At 71.3% G+C, this 17617-nt stretch carries 18 protein-coding genes; 14 read left to right on the forward strand and 4 right to left on the reverse strand.

Annotation, left to right across the window (positions count from 1 at the left end):
• The first annotated feature begins 114 nt into the window (after positions 1 to 114).
• Positions 115 to 2325: an NADP-dependent isocitrate dehydrogenase gene (locus DEJ00_RS04030; protein ID WP_111056503.1), complete on the forward strand. Its 2211-nt coding sequence runs from the start codon at positions 115 to 117 to the stop codon at positions 2323 to 2325.
• 162 nt (positions 2326 to 2487) lie between these two features.
• Here the strand turns inward: DEJ00_RS04030 and DEJ00_RS04035 are convergent, their stop codons facing one another.
• Together DEJ00_RS04035 and DEJ00_RS04040 are read right to left on the reverse strand one after the other, a co-directional pair.
• Positions 2488 to 2943, reverse strand: coding sequence for a DUF3817 domain-containing protein (locus DEJ00_RS04035; RefSeq protein WP_111056504.1), 456 nt, complete (start codon positions 2941 to 2943; stop codon positions 2488 to 2490).
• A gap of 81 nt (positions 2944 to 3024) precedes the next feature.
• Positions 3025 to 4467 carry a DUF4832 domain-containing protein gene (locus tag DEJ00_RS04040; RefSeq protein WP_111056505.1) on the reverse strand — a complete coding sequence of 481 codons (1443 nt, stop codon included), beginning with the start codon at positions 4465 to 4467 and terminating at the stop codon, positions 3025 to 3027.
• 141 nt (positions 4468 to 4608) lie between these two features.
• Here DEJ00_RS04040 and DEJ00_RS04045 point away from each other — a divergent pair, with 141 nt between their 5' ends.
• Both DEJ00_RS04045 and DEJ00_RS04050 read left to right on the forward strand, forming a co-directional pair.
• Positions 4609 to 5385 carry a ThuA domain-containing protein gene (locus tag DEJ00_RS04045; protein ID WP_232749115.1) on the forward strand — a complete coding sequence of 259 codons (777 nt, stop codon included), beginning with the start codon at positions 4609 to 4611 and terminating at the stop codon, positions 5383 to 5385.
• Positions 5382 to 6539 (forward strand): PP2C family protein-serine/threonine phosphatase, encoded by a 1158-nt coding sequence (locus tag DEJ00_RS04050; protein ID WP_111056506.1) that lies wholly within the window; start codon positions 5382 to 5384, stop codon positions 6537 to 6539. The genes DEJ00_RS04045 and DEJ00_RS04050 overlap by 4 nt, the downstream gene beginning before the upstream one ends.
• A 42-nt stretch (positions 6540 to 6581) precedes the next feature.
• On the opposite strand, the gene DEJ00_RS04055 is transcribed toward DEJ00_RS04050, so the two are convergent.
• Positions 6582 to 7025, reverse strand: coding sequence for a disulfide bond formation protein B (locus DEJ00_RS04055; RefSeq protein WP_027466840.1), 444 nt, complete (start codon positions 7023 to 7025; stop codon positions 6582 to 6584).
• A 90-nt stretch (positions 7026 to 7115) separates the two neighbouring features.
• Here DEJ00_RS04055 and DEJ00_RS04060 point away from each other — a divergent pair, with 90 nt between their 5' ends.
• The 8 genes from DEJ00_RS04060 to DEJ00_RS04095 all read left to right on the forward strand — a co-directional run bounded on the left by DEJ00_RS04060 (position 7116) and on the right by DEJ00_RS04095 (position 14051).
• On the forward strand, positions 7116 to 7766 hold the full coding sequence (locus DEJ00_RS04060) for a ScbR family autoregulator-binding transcription factor (protein ID WP_110865312.1): 651 nt from the start codon (positions 7116 to 7118) through the stop codon (positions 7764 to 7766).
• 117 nt (positions 7767 to 7883) lie between these two features.
• A complete protein-coding gene (locus DEJ00_RS04065) occupies positions 7884 to 8759 on the forward strand; it encodes an aminoglycoside phosphotransferase family protein (RefSeq protein ID WP_111056507.1) in 876 nt (291 codons plus the stop codon).
• A gap of 58 nt (positions 8760 to 8817) precedes the next feature.
• The gene (locus DEJ00_RS04070) at positions 8818 to 9429 is read left to right on the forward strand and encodes a hypothetical protein (RefSeq protein WP_027466837.1); all 612 of its coding nucleotides are present in this window, start codon (positions 8818 to 8820) and stop codon (positions 9427 to 9429) included.
• Complete coding sequence (locus DEJ00_RS04075; protein ID WP_111056508.1) at positions 9426 to 10154, forward strand: DinB family protein; 729 nt, start codon at positions 9426 to 9428, stop codon at positions 10152 to 10154. The genes DEJ00_RS04070 and DEJ00_RS04075 overlap by 4 nt, the downstream gene beginning before the upstream one ends.
• 208 nt (positions 10155 to 10362) lie before the next feature.
• Entirely contained in the window at positions 10363 to 11010 is a 648-nt protein-coding gene (locus DEJ00_RS04080) for an ABC transporter permease (protein WP_027466835.1), read from the forward strand.
• Positions 10997 to 12268 carry an ABC transporter ATP-binding protein gene (locus DEJ00_RS04085; RefSeq protein WP_017887899.1) on the forward strand — a complete coding sequence of 424 codons (1272 nt, stop codon included), beginning with the start codon at positions 10997 to 10999 and terminating at the stop codon, positions 12266 to 12268. Before DEJ00_RS04080 ends, DEJ00_RS04085 begins: the two co-directional genes overlap by 14 nt.
• Positions 12265 to 13029 carry an ABC transporter permease gene (locus DEJ00_RS04090; protein WP_111056509.1) on the forward strand — a complete coding sequence of 255 codons (765 nt, stop codon included), beginning with the start codon at positions 12265 to 12267 and terminating at the stop codon, positions 13027 to 13029. Before DEJ00_RS04085 ends, DEJ00_RS04090 begins: the two co-directional genes overlap by 4 nt.
• Complete coding sequence (locus tag DEJ00_RS04095) at positions 13026 to 14051, forward strand: glycine betaine ABC transporter substrate-binding protein (protein ID WP_071406245.1); 1026 nt, start codon at positions 13026 to 13028, stop codon at positions 14049 to 14051. Before DEJ00_RS04090 ends, DEJ00_RS04095 begins: the two co-directional genes overlap by 4 nt.
• A gap of 260 nt (positions 14052 to 14311) precedes the next feature.
• On the opposite strand, the gene DEJ00_RS04100 is transcribed toward DEJ00_RS04095, so the two are convergent.
• The gene (locus DEJ00_RS04100) at positions 14312 to 14941 is read right to left on the reverse strand and encodes a TetR/AcrR family transcriptional regulator (RefSeq protein WP_111056510.1); all 630 of its coding nucleotides are present in this window, start codon (positions 14939 to 14941) and stop codon (positions 14312 to 14314) included.
• 81 nt (positions 14942 to 15022) lie between these two features.
• Between DEJ00_RS04100 and DEJ00_RS04105 the strand changes: the two genes are divergently transcribed.
• The 3 genes from DEJ00_RS04105 to DEJ00_RS04115 are packed head-to-tail and all read left to right on the forward strand — an operon-like array spanning position 15023 to position 17580.
• A complete protein-coding gene (locus DEJ00_RS04105; protein ID WP_051597014.1) occupies positions 15023 to 15751 on the forward strand; it encodes an ABC transporter ATP-binding protein in 729 nt (242 codons plus the stop codon).
• Positions 15748 to 17025 carry an ABC transporter permease gene (locus DEJ00_RS04110; RefSeq protein ID WP_111056511.1) on the forward strand — a complete coding sequence of 426 codons (1278 nt, stop codon included), beginning with the start codon at positions 15748 to 15750 and terminating at the stop codon, positions 17023 to 17025. The genes DEJ00_RS04105 and DEJ00_RS04110 overlap by 4 nt, the downstream gene beginning before the upstream one ends.
• 27 nt (positions 17026 to 17052) lie before the next feature.
• Positions 17053 to 17580, forward strand: coding sequence for a GNAT family N-acetyltransferase (locus DEJ00_RS04115; protein WP_181440083.1), 528 nt, complete (start codon positions 17053 to 17055; stop codon positions 17578 to 17580).
• Positions 17581 to 17617 lie beyond the last annotated feature (37 nt).

Below are 17617 nucleotides of genomic sequence, written 5' to 3' on the forward strand. Positions count from 1 at the left end.
GTCGGCCGAGCATCCGCCGCGCGGAAGCGGGGGCCATGTATCTTGATGTCGAGACATCCTGCGCCACGAGTACCGTGGACGTACCGACGGTCGAACAAGGGAGTACCCGCCAGCATGGCCAAGATCATCTACACCCTCACGGACGAGGCGCCGTTCCTCGCCACCCACTCCTTCCTCCCGGTCATCCAGGCCTTCGCCGGCACCGCGGGTGTCGACGTCGAGACCCGCGACATCTCGCTCGCCGGCCGGATCATCGCCCAGTTCCCGGAGCGGCTCACCGACGAGCAGCGCCTGGACGACGCCCTCGCCGAGCTCGGCGACCTGGCGAAGACCCCCGAGGCGAACATCATCAAGCTGCCGAACATCTCGGCATCGATCCCCCAGCTCAAGGTCGCGATCAAGGAACTGCAGGCGCAGGGCTACGATCTGCCCGACTACCCGGACGAGGCCACGACCGACGAGCAGCGCGACGTCCGCGCCCGCTACGGCCGTGTGCAGGGCAGCGCCGTCAACCCGGTGCTGCGCGAGGGCAACTCCGACCGCCGCGCACCCCTGTCGGTCAAGAACTACGCCCGCAAGCACCCGCACCGCATGGGCGCCTGGTCGCGTGACTCGAAGACGAACGTCAGCACCATGGGCGTCGACGACTTCCGCTCGAACGAGAAGTCCTGGATCGCCCCCGCCGACGACGTCCTGACGATCACCTTCGTGGCCGAGGACGGCAGCGAGCAGGTCCTCAAGCAGTCGATCCCCGTCCTGCAGGGCGAGGTCGTCGACGGCACCGTGCTGCACGTGGCCGCACTCGAGGCGTTCCTGCGCGAGCAGATCGCGCGCGCCGCGGCCGAGGACGTCCTGTTCTCCGTGCACCTCAAGGCCACGATGATGAAGATCTCCGACCCGATCATCTTCGGGCACGTCATCAAGGCGTTCTTCCCGTCGGTGTTCGAGCGCTACGGCGCCGACCTCGCTGCCGCGGGCCTGACCCCGAACGACGGCCTCGGCTCGATCCTCGCCGGCCTCGCTGCGCTGCCGAACGGCGCCGAGATCGAGCGTGCCTTCAAGCAGGGCATCGCCGACGGCCCCGAGCTCGCCATGGTCGACTCGGACAAGGGCATCACGAACCTGCACGTGCCGAGCGACGTCATCGTCGACGCGTCGATGCCCGCGATGATCCGCACCTCGGGGCACATGTGGGGCCCGGACGGCGACGAGCACGACACCCTCGCCGTCATCCCCGACTCGAGCTACGCCGGCATCTACCAGGCCGTGCTCGACGACTGCCGCGCCCACGGCGCCTTCGACCCGTCGACGATGGGTTCCGTGCCCAACGTCGGCCTGATGGCGCAGAAGGCCGAGGAGTACGGCTCGCACGACAAGACCTTCGAGCTCCCCGGCGCCGGTGTGGTCCGCGTCACGACCGCCTCGGGCGACGTCGTCATCGAGCACGACGTCGAGCCCGGTGACATCTGGCGCGCCTGCCAGACCAAGGACGTCGCCATCCGCGACTGGGTGAAGCTCGCCGTCACCCGCGCCCGTGCCTCCGCCACGCCCGCCGTGTTCTGGCTCGACGAGACCCGCGCGCACGACGCGCACCTCATCGGGCTCGTCCGCGAGTACCTCGGCGAGCACGACACCGACGGCCTGCAGATCGAGATCCTCGCGCCCGAGGACGCCATGCGCTTCTCGCTCGAGCGCATCCGCCGCGGCGAGGACACCATCTCGGTCACCGGCAACGTCCTGCGCGACTACCTGACGGACCTGTTCCCGATCATGGAGCTCGGCACCTCGGCGAAGATGCTCTCCGTCGTCCCGCTGCTGGGCGGTGGCGGCCTGTTCGAGACCGGTGCCGGTGGTTCCGCGCCGAAGCACGTGCAGCAGCTCGTGCAGCAGAACTACCTGCGCTGGGACAGCCTGGGCGAGTTCCTCGCGCTGGCGGTCAGCCTCGAGCACCTCGCCGGTGTGACGGGCAACGAGCGGGCGAAGATCCTGGGCGAGACCCTCGACCGTGCCACCGGGACGTTCCTCGAGCAGGACAAGTCCCCCGGTCGGAAGCTCGGCTCGATCGACAACCGCGGCAGCCACTTCTACCTGGCGAAGTACTGGGCCGAAGAGCTCGCGGCGCAGACCCAGGACACCGAGCTCGCGGCGTCGTTCGCGGACCTCGCGGCGAAGCTCGGTGAGCAGGAGCACACGATCGTCGACGAGCTCGTCTCGGTGCAGGGCCACCCGGCCGACATCGGCGGCTACTACCGCCCCGACGACGCCAAGACGAGCGCGGTCATGCGTCCGTCCGCCACGTTGAACGCGGCGCTGGCAGCGCTCTAGCAGCGACCGGCCCACGGACAGGAGGCCCGGTGCCAGCTGGCACCGGGCCTCCCGTCCGTCCGTGGTCGCGACCACGGCCGCGCTTCGTGAGCAGCAAGGGTCGCGTCCGCACCGCGAACCCGACCATTCCTGCTCACGAAGTGACAGGGGACGCGCGGGGCGTCAGTCGCGGGACGGCACGGGCGGGCCGGCGGCCAGCAGCCCGGTGAAGACCAGGGCGACGGCCACGACCCCGATGCCGGCGGCCACGGCGGGCCGACGCACCACGAAGAACAGCAGACGGTCCCAGAACCCCGAGTGGGCGTCCGGCGAGCGGCGCCAGGAGCCCTCGAGCATGCCGCGGCGGGCGACCGCGACCTCGAACGGCACCGTGGCGTACGGCACGACGGCACTGGCCCAGCCGAGCACGAGCGCCCCGAACGACCACCGCTGGTTCACCGCCACGACCGTCGTGACCACCAGGTACGCCAGGAACACGAAGCCGTGCACCCCACCGCCGATGCGGACACCCCAGTCGCCGGCGTCCAAGCCGTACTTGAGCACCATCCCGAGGATGAGCAGGGTCCAGGTCACGAGTTCGGCGACCGCGGCGGCGCGGAACAGGGAGCGCGGAGTCATGGCCTCCATGGTGGCGGACCCGGTTGACAGACAGCAGGGCGCCCCGGGCCGATCGACCCGGGGCGCCCTCTGCTTGTCGGGTCAGCGCCGCACGACCACCGTCTGGCCCAGGCGGTTCACGCCGGCGCCCGCGTCCCACGTGCCGGTGTTCGCGGTCTGGATCGCGAAGGCCGGGTTCGACGCCACGGAGCGCTCGGGCGCCGGCAGCGCGAGGGCGACGTCCCAGCGGCCCTTCGGCAGGTGTGCGAGCGATGCCCGGACGGTCACGGTCCGTCCCGGCTGCCACGACGACGCGTCGGCACGCACCGGCACGGTGACCCGGCGGTGCCCGTCGGTCAGGACGAGCTGCACCGGGCGGCTGTTGTACGGCGCCGCCCAGCCGTCGTTCCGCACCGACACCGCGACCGACGGCGTGCGACCGGTGGTGACGGTGCTCGAGGTCATCGTGAAGCGGTAGCCGAGCTTCTTCGCGGCGTCGGTCATGCCGTCTGCGCCCCAGGTCGCCAGGACGTCCTTGTTGTAGTCGAGGTTGAGGTAGCTGTAGTGGTACTTCGCCATCTCGGCCGAGGCGGACGGGTACTCGGACCGCGGCGCGTTCACGGCGCAGGTCTCGCCACCCACGGGGACGTACCGCGACTCGGCGGCCAGGTAGTCCTGGTCGAGTGAGAGCGGGTCGCTCAGGAACGTGCCGAAGTCGTCCGGCGAGGCGAGGAAGCAGTCGTTGTGGTGCCCGATCCGCGACGCTGCCGACCCGTCGTGGGCCTGCGCCGGGGTGAGTGCCCCGGCCGTGCCGGACGGTGTGCGGAGTGCGTCCTGCTTCATCTGCATCGTGCGGACCTGGACCGAGCGGCTGGACGGCAGGGCCGCGAGTTCGGCCTGCAGGACCTGCCGTCGGGCGTCCTTGTCGGCCTCGGTCAGCACGCCCGGGTTCGCCGGGTCGCTGGCGAAGTGGTCGGTGTAGTAGCCCTCGCCCCAGAGCCCGATGAACCCCTGCTGCAGGGTCGGGATGACGTCGGCGTTCCGACGGAGCGTCGGGGTGAGCTGCTGGATGTGCGCGAGCACGGTCGGCAGGTCGGCGTCGCCGTAGGGCGCCGAGTACGGGTACGCGCCGCCCTGCACGTACGCGAACCGGGTGATCACGCCCACCCCGGCCGCACGTGCGGTGTCGTAGTCGCGCTGCACGAGCCGCAGCCAGGCCGGGCTGAGTTGCCGCTGCTGGACGAACGCCTCCATGTAGAACACCCGGACGACCTGGGTGACCCCCTCGGCGCGGTAGCCGCGGAGCGTCGCGGCGTCGAGCGGCGTGTACCCGGTGCCGTCGGCGCGGTAGTGCGTCTCGGTGGTGTGGTCGAACCCGCGCGAGGGGTTCGGGATGACCGCGTCGCTCGCCGAGTAGGTCACGGTCGAGGTGGTCGCGGTCCGTGTCGGGTGGTGGCCGATGGGCGACGACGCCCACGCGGTGGTCGGTACGGCGAGTGTGAGTGCCGCCGCGAGTGCGACGGTGGTGATGGTGCGGTGCTGCATCGGACGAGCCCCTGTCCTCGGCGCGGACGGTGATCGGCGCCCCCTGGCGCTGCCGTCCTGCGCGAATGTGATCTGAAGGTAGGGCAAACGATCAGAAAACGCCAGTGGATGCGCGAACCGAGCACGGGTAGCGTTGCCTGCATGTCGCCGTCGACCGAGAACCGTCCCCTGAACATCGTCGTCTGGAACGAGAACGTGCACGAGACCCGCGGTGACGCGACGGTCATCGGGCACTACCCCGACGGCATGCACACCGTGATCGCCGAGGCGCTCCGGCAGCTGCAGCCCGGGGCCGACGTCTCCACCGCCACCCTGCAGGAACCCGACCACGGCATCACCGCCGAACGGCTGGCCACCACGGACGTGCTGTTCTGGTGGGGGCACGCCGCCCACGACGAGGTGAGCGACGCCGTCGTCGACCTGGTCGTCGACGCCGTGCACGCCGGCATGGGCCTGGTGGTGCTGCACTCCGGCCACTACTCCAAGCCGTTCAAGCGCCTGATGGGCACGACCTGCTCGCTGAAGTGGCGGAACGACGGCGAGCGCGAACTCGTCTGGACCGTCGCGCCCGAGCACCCGATCGCCGCCGGGGTCCCGCACCCGATCGTCATCGACCGGCAGGAGATGTACGGCGAGTACTTCGACATCCCGCGCCCCGACGAAGAGGTGTTCCTGTCGACCTTCGCGGGCGGCGAGGTCTTCCGCTCCGGCGTCGCGTACCGCCGGGGGCTCGGCAAGGTCTTCTACTTCTCGCCGGGCGACCAGGAGTACCCCGTGTACCACCACCCGGACATCCAGCGCGTGCTGTCGAACGCCGCCGGGTGGGCCGCCCCGGTGTCCGAGCGCCGCGAACTGACCGCCGACCCCCACCCGCGGGACTGGTTCCTGTCGGACGATGGGGGTAGACAGGTCGGGTGACCAACCATCTCGACGGTGCGCACAGGCGCACCGCGGTGATCGAGGCGCTCGCCATCTTGGGATCAGGACCCGAGGAGCGCTTCGACCGCATCACCCGCATGGCCCACGAGGCGTTCGACGTCCCGTTGACCTTCCTCAACCTCGTCCACCACGACCTCGTCACCACGCAGTCGACCTTCGGCTGGCACCAGGGATCGAGTGTCCCCGCCAGCGAGCAGTTCTGCGCGTCGACCGTGCTCACCCGCGAACCGATGGTGATCCCGGACGCGTCGCTCGACGCCCGGTTCGCGCACACGGCGGCGGTGGCGGAGCACGGCATCCGGTTCTACGCGGGCGCACCGTTGACCATGGTCGACGGCACCCGCGTGGGCACGCTGTGCCTGATGGACGCGGTGCCGCGCACGTTCTCGCCGGACGACGTCGCCCTGCTGGGTGACCTGGCCCGGTGGGCGGAGCGCGAGCTCGGCGTCGCCATCGACCGCGGACGGGTCCGTCGGGTGCTCGACGGCCTGGTGCCGGACCCGGTCGCGGTGCCGGGGTGGGACCTCGACGTCCTGGTGGCCCAGCACGACGACGGCGGGGGTGACGTCGCCGACTGGCGCATCGCACCGGACGGTGCCCTGCACGTCACCGTCGGCCGGGTGAGCGCCGCCGGCCCGGCGTCGGGCCTGCTCGCCGCGGCGGTCCGCGGTGCCGTGGCGGCACGGACCGGTTCGGCCATGTCGGACGCGATCGTCGGCCTGGAGGCGCAGGTCACCGCCGACCTGTCGGCTGCGGCCGCCGTCGGCTCGCTCTTCCACCTGCGGCTCGACCCGACGTCGGGTCACGTCGACTTCGGCGACGCCGGCCACGGCCTGGCGGTGCTCGTCCCCGCCGACGGTCCGGCCCGCGTCCTGCACCCGCTCGACCTGCCGCTCGGGCTGCAGCCGGAGTCGATCCCGCGGTCGCCCGGGGCGCTCGACCTGGAACCCGGAGACCGGCTGGCGATCTGCACCCAGGGCGTCCTGACGCTGGACGGGCTCCGGCACCTGGACGACCTCGCCGCACTGGTGCGCTCGGCTCCGGACGGCGCCACGGCGGTCGAACGGGTGCGCACGGCGATTTCCACGGACGCCGCGGTCGACGTCACGCTGGTGGTGCTCACACGGCACTGAGCGGGATCCGCCGCCCAGGCGTGGCGTGCTGCCCGGGGTGGGTCAGGAGCGGAAGCGGTCCGGCCGCGGCCGCGGGGTTCCGGTCAGCGCGACCACGAGCAGCGTCGCGAGCAGGGCGAACCCGGCGAGCTCGATGCCCAGGCCGGCGAGCTGCCAGTACGCGCTGCCGACGTGCTGCGGCTGCGTGATCGACTCCGGCCACCACGACTCGATGAGCGGGAACGAACCCGGGAACGGATCGAGGCCGAACACGACGAGGCCACCGAGCAGCAGGACGACCCCGAGGCCGGCCATCGCCCCACGGGACCGGCGGAGCATGTGCACCACGAGGGCCGCACCCATGCCGGCGAGCCCGACGACGGCGAGCAGGAACGCGAGCACCACGATGGTCTGCGGCGCGAGCGCGACCCAGTCCAGCACCGCGATCGGCAGCAGCAGCCACCGTCCCGTCCGTGCCCAGCGCGCAGGGTTCCGCCATCCGTCCATGGCGACCGACCGTAGGGCACCCGGCCGAACGCCTGCCGAATGCGGCCAGTGGACCCCGGCGGCAGTGTGCGCTGACTACGATCGGACCCCATGGCGCAGGACCGACCGACCCGGCAACAGCGGTCGCTCGCGACCCGCACGGCGATCATCGAGGGCGCGGCCGCGGAGTTCGACGAACGCGGGTACGTCGGTGCCTCGATGGACGGCATCGCCGAACGCATCGGGATGACCAAGGGTGCGCTGTACTTCCACTTCACGTCGAAGGCCGACATGGCCGGGGCCGTCGTCGCCGAGCAGCACGCGATCTCCCGTCGGTACGGCGAGGCCGCGGTGGCCCGGGGCACCACCCCGCTCGAGTCGATCATGTGGCTGTGCCAGGGGCTCGCGGTCCAGATGACGTCCGAGGTCGTCGTGAGCGCCGGGGTGCGGCTGTCGACCGACGTGGCCGCGAGCGACGTCGCGCGGCAGGACCCGTACACCGACTGGACCACGGTGGTCGCCGGGTTCGCACGGCAGGCCGTCGAGGTGGGCGAGCTCGACCAGCGGTGGGACCCGGACCTGGTCGGCCGGGTCGTCGTCCGCGCCTACACCGGCGTGCAGACCGTCTCGGACGTGATGACCCGCCGGGCCGACCTGTTCGCGGGCCTGCGGGAACTCTGGACGGTCCTGCTGGACGCGTTCGTCACCGAACGGCTGCGTCCGGAGATCCCGCGGCTCGTCGCGCTCATCGCTCCGGAGTGACGCGGGTCCCCCCAGGGAAACACCCACGTCACCTCGCCTCTGAGACTAGCGAGAAGGGTGTCGCGCCACCGGCCCCAGTTCGCGGGCGTGTGTCCGGCGGCCCACTAGCCTGACGCCGTGCCCACACCCGCTGCCGAGGTCGACGTCGACGTCCCGCTCGTCCGGGCCCTGCTGCGCGACCAGCACCCCGACCTGGCCGGGCTCCAGCTCCAGGTCGTCGCGAACGGCTGGGACAACGTGGTGCTGCGCCTGGGCGACGACCTGGCCGTCCGGGTCCCCCGTCGGGAGCTGGCCGCACGCCTCGTCGAGCACGAACAGCGCTGGTTGCCCGACATCGCCGCCCGGGTCGGATCGGTCGTCCCGGTGCCGGCCCCGGTGCGGACCGGCCGCCCCGCCCTCGGGTACCCGTGGTCGTGGAGCATCGTGCCGTGGCTGCCCGGCACGGCGATCGGTGAACGGGCGGCCGGGGTCCCCGTCGCCGAGGCGCTCGCCGCGTTCGTCGGACTCCTGCACGTCCCCGCCCCGGACGACGCCCCGGCGAACCCGTTCCGTGCCGTGCCGCTCGCGTCGCGGAGCGAGGCCGTGCTGGCGCGACTCGACGACCACGGCGTGCACCGGGCCGGAGAACTGGTCACGCTGTGGCGGACCGCAGCCGCCGTGCCCGCGCACGCCGGGCCTCCCGTCTGGGTGCACGGCGACCTGCACCCCTTCAACCTGCTCGTCGACTCGTCGGACGGCGTCGACCGTCTGTCGGCCGTGATCGACTTCGGGGACGTCACCGCGGGCGACCCGGCCGTCGACCTGGCCACCGCCTGGCTGACGCTCGACCGGCCGGGGCGGCGCGCGTTCCGCGTGCGCGTCGCGGCCCCGGAAGCCACCTGGCTGCGGGCACGCGGGTGGGTGGTCGCGCTCGCGTCCGCGCTGGCGACCGCCGACGAACGCGCCTTCCGGAGCGTCGCGCGACGGAGCATCGACGCGGTGCTGGACGACTGAGTCCCCGCGGGGCTATCGTGACCGCACCATCCGTGCACAGCCGATCGGAGGGGCCGCCATGACCCTCGAGCTCCGCGTCCAGCACGACGTCGCCACCGACGCCTCCCCCGCCCCCGTCCGACCCGAGCGACGCGGTCTCCGCGGCCTGCTCGACCGTCTTTCCGACCGCCGCGCCGCGGCCCGCGCGCGACGGGTCGACGACCGGGTGCGCGAACTCGGGGAACTCGTCCACCTGCTCTCCGACGCCCGCGCCGTCGTCGAGCGCGGGTGGGTCCAGCACGCCTGGTTCGCCTACCTCGACGAGCACGGCCGCGAGCGCAAGGCCTCCAGTGCCGCCGCGATGGACGTGCAGGGCCGGCCGCTCGTCGGTGCCTGCCTGGTCGGCGCGGTCGTGTCCGCCGCCGGCGGGCCGCACGCGGTCCACGCGCCCCGGGTGCAGCACGCGCTCGACGTCGTGTGGCACGCCCTCGCGCGCGACGAGGGCGAGCCCGTGCTGTGGTGCCCCGCGCCGGACATCCGGATGGGGCGCGTGCGTGACCTGACGAGCTGGAACGACGCCCCGGCACGCACCGGCGCCGAGGTCGCCGGGCTGCTGCTGACGGCCGAACGGGTCGCCGTGCAGGAGTCGACGCGCCTGCAGGAGCTCCGGGTGGCACGATCGGGGGCATGAGCGACGTCGAAGCGGTCCCCGAGGTGCACCCCGCGAGCACCAGCACCCTGGCCGCGAGCGGCAACGCCCTGCTGTCGGACGAAGGGTCCACGCGGAACCCCGACGGCGCGACGGCCGCGGTCGCCGACGCCGCTGCCGCCGACGCCGCGGTGAAGCGGACGCTGCACCGGTACCTGCAGAAGCACCGCGCGGCCCTGCTGGCCAAGCTCGACGGGCTCGCGGAGCGGCAGGCTCGCTGGCCGGTGACGCCGACGGGTACGAACGTCCTCGGGCTGGTGAAGCACGTCGCCGGGGTGCAGGCCGGCTACTTCGGCGAGGTGTTCGGGCGGCCGCTGCCGGACCAGCCCGCCTGGCTCGAGTCGGAGGACGGCGAGGACATGTACGCCTCGCTCGACGAGACCATGGCCGACGTCGTGGCCTTCCACCACCGGAGTGCCGCCCACGCCGACGCCACGATCGAGGCGCTCGACCTCACCGCCTCCGGGACCGTGCCGTGGTGGCCGGAGGGGCACCGGGATGTCACCCTGCACCGGATCCTGGTGCACATGGCGTACGAGACCGCCCGGCACGCGGGTCACGCCGACATCGTGCGCGAGATGCTCGACGGCCTGGCCGGTGACGGCGACGGCAACCTGGCCGACAAGTCCCCGGAGGAATGGGTCCGGTGGCGTGAGCAGCTCGTCGACATCGCGGAGCGAGCCGGGTTGCGTGACCTCGACGCATAGCCGAGCAGGCAGACCGATCGTTACCGTTCTCCCAGGCTCGCCCTGGTAAACCGCCGCTGACCAGGGGTTGTCCTCCTCGCAACCGCAAGGGAAACCGTCGTACAGGCGGGGTTGCGTTGTACAACCGGTCCGGCTGTTGCATAGCTTTGGCCGAGCTCGTGCCCCGATCTGTGGGCAGTTCAGCCGACCGGAAGGGGAGCGCCCACCCGTGTTCCAGTACGTCGTGGAGCGATGGAGCCAGATCTGGTTCGCATCGTGGCAGCACTTCTCACTGGTCGTCCAGTGCGTCGTCCTCGCCACGGTCATCGCCGTGGTGCTCGCCACACTCGTCTACCGCAGCCCGCGCCTGACCGCGTTCGCGAACGGGGTGTCGGCCATCGGCCTGACCCTGCCGTCGTTCGCCGTCATCGGCCTGCTCATCGTCCCGCTCGGGTTCGGCGTCCTGCCGTCGGTCGTGACGGTCGTCTTCTTCGCCGCGCTGCCGATCCTGCGCAACGCGGTCGTCGGTCTCGCCGAGATCCCGCCTGCAGTCGTCGAGTCGGCGCGCGGCATCGGCATGAGCCGGTTCCGCACCCTGCTGCAGGTCGAACTGCCGATGGCCTGGCCGATCATCCTGAGCGGCGTGCGCGTGGCCGCGCAGATGGTGATGGGCATCGCCGCCATCGCCGCGTACGCGCTCGGCCCCGGGCTCGGCGGCTTCATCTTCTCCGGGCTGTCCCGCCTCGGCGGCGCCAACGCCCTGTTCTCCGTCGTGGTCGGGGTGGTCGGCGTCGTCCTGCTCGCCCTGGTCCTCGACCTGCTCCTCATCGGCCTCGGCCGCCTGACCATCTCGAGAGGTATCCGTGTCCAGCACTGACTCCGCCACCACCACCGCGCCCGACGGGGACGTCACCGGGCGCAGCATCCTGCTCGACGAGGTCACCAAGCGGTACCCCGGGCAGTCGAAGCCCGCCGTCGACGGCATCACGCTCGAGATCCCGGCCGGCAAGATCGTCATGCTCGTCGGCCCGTCCGGCTGCGGCAAGACGACGACCCTCAAGATGATCAACCGCCTGATCGAGCCCACGCAGGGCCGGATCGTCGTCGGCGACGACGACGTCACGGGCATCGACGGTGACGAGCTCCGCCGCCGCATGGGCTACGTGATCCAGGCCGGCGGTCTCTTCCCGCACATGACGGTCGCGGCGAACATCGCGATCGTGCCGAAGATGCTCGGCTGGTCGAAGGAGAAGATCGCGGCGCGCGTCGACGAGCTGCTCGACCTGGTCTCGCTCGACCCCGACACCTACCGCGACCGGTTCCCCCGCGAACTCTCCGGTGGGCAGCAGCAGCGCGTCGGCGTGGCCCGTGCGCTCGCGGCGGACCCGCCCGTCCTGCTCATGGACGAGCCGTTCGGTGCGGTCGACCCGATCACCCGCCAGCGCCTGCAGGACGAGCTCCTGCGGATCCAGGAGGAACTGCACAAGACGATCGTCATCGTCACGCACGACTTCGACGAGGCCGTGAAGCTCGGCGACTGGATCGTCATTTTCACCGAGGGTGCGCACATCGTGCAGTACGACACCCCGGAGCGGATCCTGGCCGAGCCGGCGAACGAGTTCGTCGAGAACTTCATCGGTTCCGGTGCGGGCCTGAAGCAGCTCACGCTGAACCGCGTGCGCGACGTCGAGGTCGAGTCGGCCGTGACGTGCTCCCCCGGCGAAGAGGTCAAGGCCGTGCTGCAGCGGATGAACGAGGCCGGCGGGCACCAGCACGCCGTCGTCGTCGACCACCGCCAGCGTCCGATCGGGTGGCCGTCGCGCCGCCAGCTCGAGCGTCTCGACCGCATCCCCGACGGCGTCGAGCCCGGCCTGCCCGTCGTGGGCGAGGCCGCGACCCTCAACGACGCGCTCGACACCATGCTCGTCTCGAGCGCCGGAGCCGCACTCGTCACCGGTCGTCGTGACGCGTTCCGCGGCGTGATCACCGTCGAGACCGTGATGGAGGCGATCACCCGCTCCCGCGCGACCGCCGCCGGAGACCAGGCCTACACGCCGGTCGGCACCAACACGAACCCGATCGAGACCATGCCGTCGTCACCGGTGTCGGCGATGCCCACCGGAGAAGACCTGTGAGCGCAGTCGCCGTCGCCGGCCCCGCCACCGGTGCACGCACCTCGTGGAAGGGCCTGCTGTTCCAGCCGATCGCGATCCTGGTCGTCCTGGCCGGCTTCGCGGTGTGGCTCGCGACGGCGGACCTGACCCCGACGGAGCGCACGACGCTCAACCCGGCGGACATCCTGGCCCTGACCGGCCAGCACCTCGTGCTGACCCTGCAGTCGACGGTCCTGGTGCTCGTGATCGGCATCCCGCTGGGCGTCGTGCTCACCCGCGGGCCGCTGCGCCGGGCGAGCCCGTACGTGCTCGCCGTCGCGAACTTCGGGCAGGCGGCCCCGGCCGTCGGCCTCATCGTGCTGCTCGCCGCCTGGCTCGGCCTGAACAGCTCGTCCGCCGTCATCGCACTCGTGCTCTACGCGATCCTGCCGGTGCTCCGGAACACCATGATCGGCGTGCAGAGCGTCGACGACCGCCTGGTCGAGGCCGGTCGCGGCATGGGCATGAGCGCCTTCAGCGTGCTGATGCGCGTCGAACTGCCGCTCGCGGTGCCCGTGATGCTCTCGGGCATCCGGACCGCCCTCGTGCTGCTCGTCGGCACGGCGAGCCTGGCCACCTTCGTCGGTGCGGGCGGACTCGGTCTGCTCATCACGACGGGCGTGACGCTGTTCCTGCCGAAGGTGCTCGTCGCCGGGGCCCTGCTCGTCGCCCTGCTCGCCCTCTCCATCGACTGGCTCGGCCGCGTGGTCGAGACGGTCGCACGACCGAAGGGACTCCGATGACCCGCCGCACACGCAGCACCCGCCGCACCCGCACCCGGGTCGGAGCCGCCGCGTTCGTCGCCGGTGCCACCGCCCTCGTCCTGACCGGGTGCGGCCTGCAGCCCGCGACGTCGTTCGTGCCCGAGGCCGGCGCCGGCTCCATCCAGCGCATCGACGACCTGCCGGCCGGCGCCCACATCACCGTGACGTCGAAGAACTTCACCGAGCAGCTCGTGCTCGGCAAGATCGCCGTGCTCGCCGCCAAGGCCGCCGGGTTCGACGTCACCGACGAGACGAACGTGCCCGGCAGCGTCGCGGTCCGTGAGCTGATGACCTCGCACGCCGCCGACTTCACGTACGAGTACACCGGTACCGCCTGGCTGACCTTCATGGGTCACACGAAGGGGATCCCGGACAAGACCGAGCAGTGGACGGCGGTGAAGAAGGAGGACGCCGGCAACGGACTGACCTGGCTCGAGCCGGCGCCGATGAACAACACGTACGCGTTCGCCGTCCGCAACGAGGCCGTCAAGGAGCTCGGGGACGTCAAGACGCTCTCCGACATCACCAAGCTGCCGGTCGACCAGCGCACGTTCTGCGTGGAGTCGGAGTTCAACTCCCGTGCCGACGGCTTCAAGCCGATGCTCAAGAAGTACGGCTTGGAGCTCGGCGGTTCGGGGTCGAACGGGGTGCCGAGCAGCAACGTGAGCATCCTCGACACCGGCACGGTCTACACGGCCACCGACCGCGGCAAGTGCAACTTCGGTGAGGTCTTCACCACCGACGGCCGCATCAAGTCGCTCGGGCTCACGGTGCTCGAGGACGACAAGGGCTTCTTCCCGGCGTACAACGTCGCGCCCGTCATCGACTCGAAGACGCTCAAGGAGTACCCGCAGCTCGAGGGGATCTACGACCAGATCTCGCCGAAGCTCACGGACGCGGTGCTGCAGGAACTCAACCGTCAGGTCGACGTCGAGGGGCGTGAGCCGGCCGACGTCGCCTTCGACTGGATGGTCAAGGAGGGCTTCATCACGAAGCCCTGACCGTTCTCGACGTTCCCACCGACGGACGGGAGGCGCGGTGCCAGCCGGCACCGTCCCTCCAGGCACGGCCGTCACCCCGCTGGCGCGGTGTGCCGGTACCGGCTGGTGGGGCCCACCTCCAGGCACGGCCGTCACCCCGCTGGCGCGGTGTGCCGGTACCGGCTGGTGGGGCCCACCTCCAGGCACGGCCGTCACCCCGCTGGCGCGGTGCGCCGGTACCGGCTGGTGGGGCCCACCTCCCGTCCGTTCGTGGTCGCGTCTCAGGCCGCGGCGATGCGCGCAGCCGTGTCGCGGATCGACGCGACCACCGCCGCCCGCACCTGCTCCGGGTCGGAACCCTCGTGCCGAGCGGCACTGCGCAGCCCCGTCATGCACATGCCGAGGAGCATCTCGGCCGCCTGCGGGGTCGCGGCTTCCGGGCCCCAGGCCGGGTCGCGTTCGAGGATCGTGCGCACGGCGCCGGTCATCGCCTCGGCAACGGTGGTCATCCGCGCGACCTGCCGACGCATCAGCTGCGGGAACCGCACGATCACGGCCTTGCGCTCGAGCCGCTCGTGCTCGTCGCCGAACGACGACCCGAACACCAGGAACGCCAGGTCCACGACTGCCTGCGCCGCCGGCTCCCCCGAGACGGTCGCCAGGTGCGCCTCGAGGGTGGCGGGTTCGAGGTCGAGCTCGGTGTGCCCGAGGACCGCGTCCTCCTTGCTCTCGAAGTAGTTGAAGAACGTCCGCGGGGAGACGTCGGCCCGCGCGGCGATCTGCTCGATCGTGGTGCCGTCGACGCCCTGCTCGAGGGCCAGGGACCGAGCCGCCTCGGCGATGCGGTTGCGGGTCTCGATGCGCTTGCGGTCACGGAGACCGAGTTCTGACGGCGTCGCGGAGTCGGGCATGAGCCCGACTGTAACCGGAACGTCACATGATCTACAGCAAACGCAAACTTGCACTCGTGCACCGGACACTACGGTGAACCCATGACCACTCCCGTGCTCGAGGCCCGTGACCTCGCCAGGACCTACGGCCGCGGCGCGACGCGGTTCGACGCGCTCAAGGGGGTGTCGCTGGCGGTGCACCAGGGCGAGAGCCTGGCGATCGTCGGCAAGTCCGGCTCCGGCAAGTCGACGCTGATGCACCTGCTCGCACTGCTCGACAAGCCGTCGGCCGGACAGGTGCTGCTCGACGGCACCGACGCGGCGACGCTCGGTGCGCGGCAGGTCAACCGAACCCGGAACAGCACCTTCGGGTTCGTGTTCCAGCAGTTCTTCCTCACGCCGAAGACCTCGGTGCTCGACAACGTCGTGCTCCCGCTCAAGATCGCCGGTGTCTCCGGAGCCGAGCGGAAGCGCCGGGGCATGGCGGCGCTCGATGCGCTCGGGCTGGCCGACAAGGCGAAGAACGACGCCAACGACCTGTCCGGCGGCCAGAAGCAGCGCGTGGTCATCGCCCGGGCGCTGGTCGGCGAGCCGAGCGTGATCTTCGCCGACGAGCCGACCGGCAACCTCGACACGAACACCGGACAGGTGGTCGAGGACATGCTGTTCGGGCTGCAGCGCGAGCGGGGGATCACGCTCGTCGTGGTCACGCACGACGAAGAGCTCGCCGCGCGCTGCGACCGCAGCGTGAACGTCCGCGACGGCCTGATCGTCGGCGGACCCGATGACGTGGTCGACGCGTCTGCCACGCACGGAAGGCACTCCGCATGAACTTCCTCGACCTCCTGCGCACCGCGGTCTCGAACACCTTCCGCTCGAAGCTGCGCACGACCCTGACCGTCATCGCGATCTTCATCGGCGCCTTCACGATCACCCTGACCTCGGCCATCGGCACGGGCGTCAGCAACTACATCGACAGCCAGGTCTCCTCGATCGGTGACACCGGTTCGCTGACCATCACGAAGGCGGTCGACAGCACCTCGACCGGCAGCGGCCCGGCGAAGTACGACCCGGACGAGTCCGGCCAGAGCGTCGACCGCGGCCCGGCGTCGTTCTCGTACCTGTCGCAGTCCGACGTCGACGCGATCAAGAAGACGGACGGCATCAAGAGCCTCCGCCCCGCGGTCGCCCTCGCACCGAAGTACGCCGAGTACGGGGACAAGGGCAAGTACGTCGTGTCGCTCACGGCCAACGCCGGCGAGCTCGACGCCGACCTGGCGAGCGGCAAGCAGCTCGACGACGAGACCGACGCCAACCAGGTGATGCTGCCGACCGACTACCTGAAGAACATGGGCCTCGGCAGCGCCTCGGCCGCCGTCGGCAAGGAGCTCACGATCGCCGTCGACGACTACCAGGGCAAGCCGCACACGCTCACCGCCACAGTCGTCGGGGTGCAGAACGAGTCGCTGTTCGGCAGCGGTGCGGGGGCGAACGCCGCGTTGACCGACGCCATGCAGGCCGCGCAGGAGATCGGCAAGCCCGACTCGATCGCGACGTCCTACGCCAGCGCCACCGCGACGCTCGACGCCGACGCCTCCGTCACCACGGTCAAGAAGTCCCTGGCCGACGACGGGTTCCTCGGTCAGACCATCCAGGACCAGCTCGGCCAGTTCCAGACCGTCATCAGCGGCATCGTCGGGGTCCTGAACGCCTTCGCCGTGATCGCGCTCGTCGCCGCCGGCTTCGGCATCATCAACACCCTGCTCATGAGCGTGCAGGAGCGCACCCGCGAGATCGGCCTGATGAAGGCGATGGGCATGGGCGGCGGCAAGGTCTACACGCTGTTCTCGCTCGAGGCGGTGTTCATCGGGTTCCTCGGCAGTGCCATCGGCGCCGGGGTCGCGATCCTGCTCGGCACCGGGATCTCGAACGTCCTGGCCGGCACGCTCCTCAAGGACCTGCCGGGGCTGCAGATCATGCAGTTCGCGCCGGGCTCCGTCGCCACGATCATCCTCGTCGTGATGTTCATCGCGTTCCTGGCGGGCACCCTGCCGGCACGACGAGCGGCACGGCAGAACCCGATCGAGGCGCTCCGGTACGAGTGACAGGCAGGAGTGCCTAGTGTCTGGACGGTGACGACGTTCGGACGCGACCTCGGTGACGGCTACACGCTGACGCTGCGCGACCTGACGACGGTCGACCCGGTGCTCGCACTCGTGCACGCCAACACCGATCGTCTGCGGGCCGCCGAGCCCTGGGCCTGGGACCCCCAGACCCGCGAGGCCATCGCCCTGCACACCGAGCGGCTGCTCGGTCAGTTCGCGATGGACCGCGCGCTGCCCTGCGTCATCCGCGCGGACGACCGCATCGTCGGGGTGGCCGCGCTGACGTTCGATCCGTACCTGGGCCAGGCATCGCTCGGCTACTGGGTGGACGCCGGACAGGAGGGCCGTGGTGTCGTCCGGCGGGCCGCCACCGTGCTCATCGGGGTCGCCCGGGCGCGCGGGTCCGCACGGATGGAGATCCGGACGGCGGTCGACAACGCGCGGAGCCGGGGGCTCGCCGAGCGGCTCGGCTTCGCGCACGAGGGCACCCTGCGCGGCGCGCTGCCCCTCGGCCCCGAGCGTGTCGACGTCGCGGTGTACGGCCTGCTGCTCTGACGCCCGTCGCCGTCGTGCAGGCCGACCGACACCGGTC

It is taken from the genome of Curtobacterium sp. MCLR17_039, assembly GCF_003234745.1.
GTDB lineage: Bacteria > Actinomycetota > Actinomycetes > Actinomycetales > Microbacteriaceae > Curtobacterium > Curtobacterium flaccumfaciens.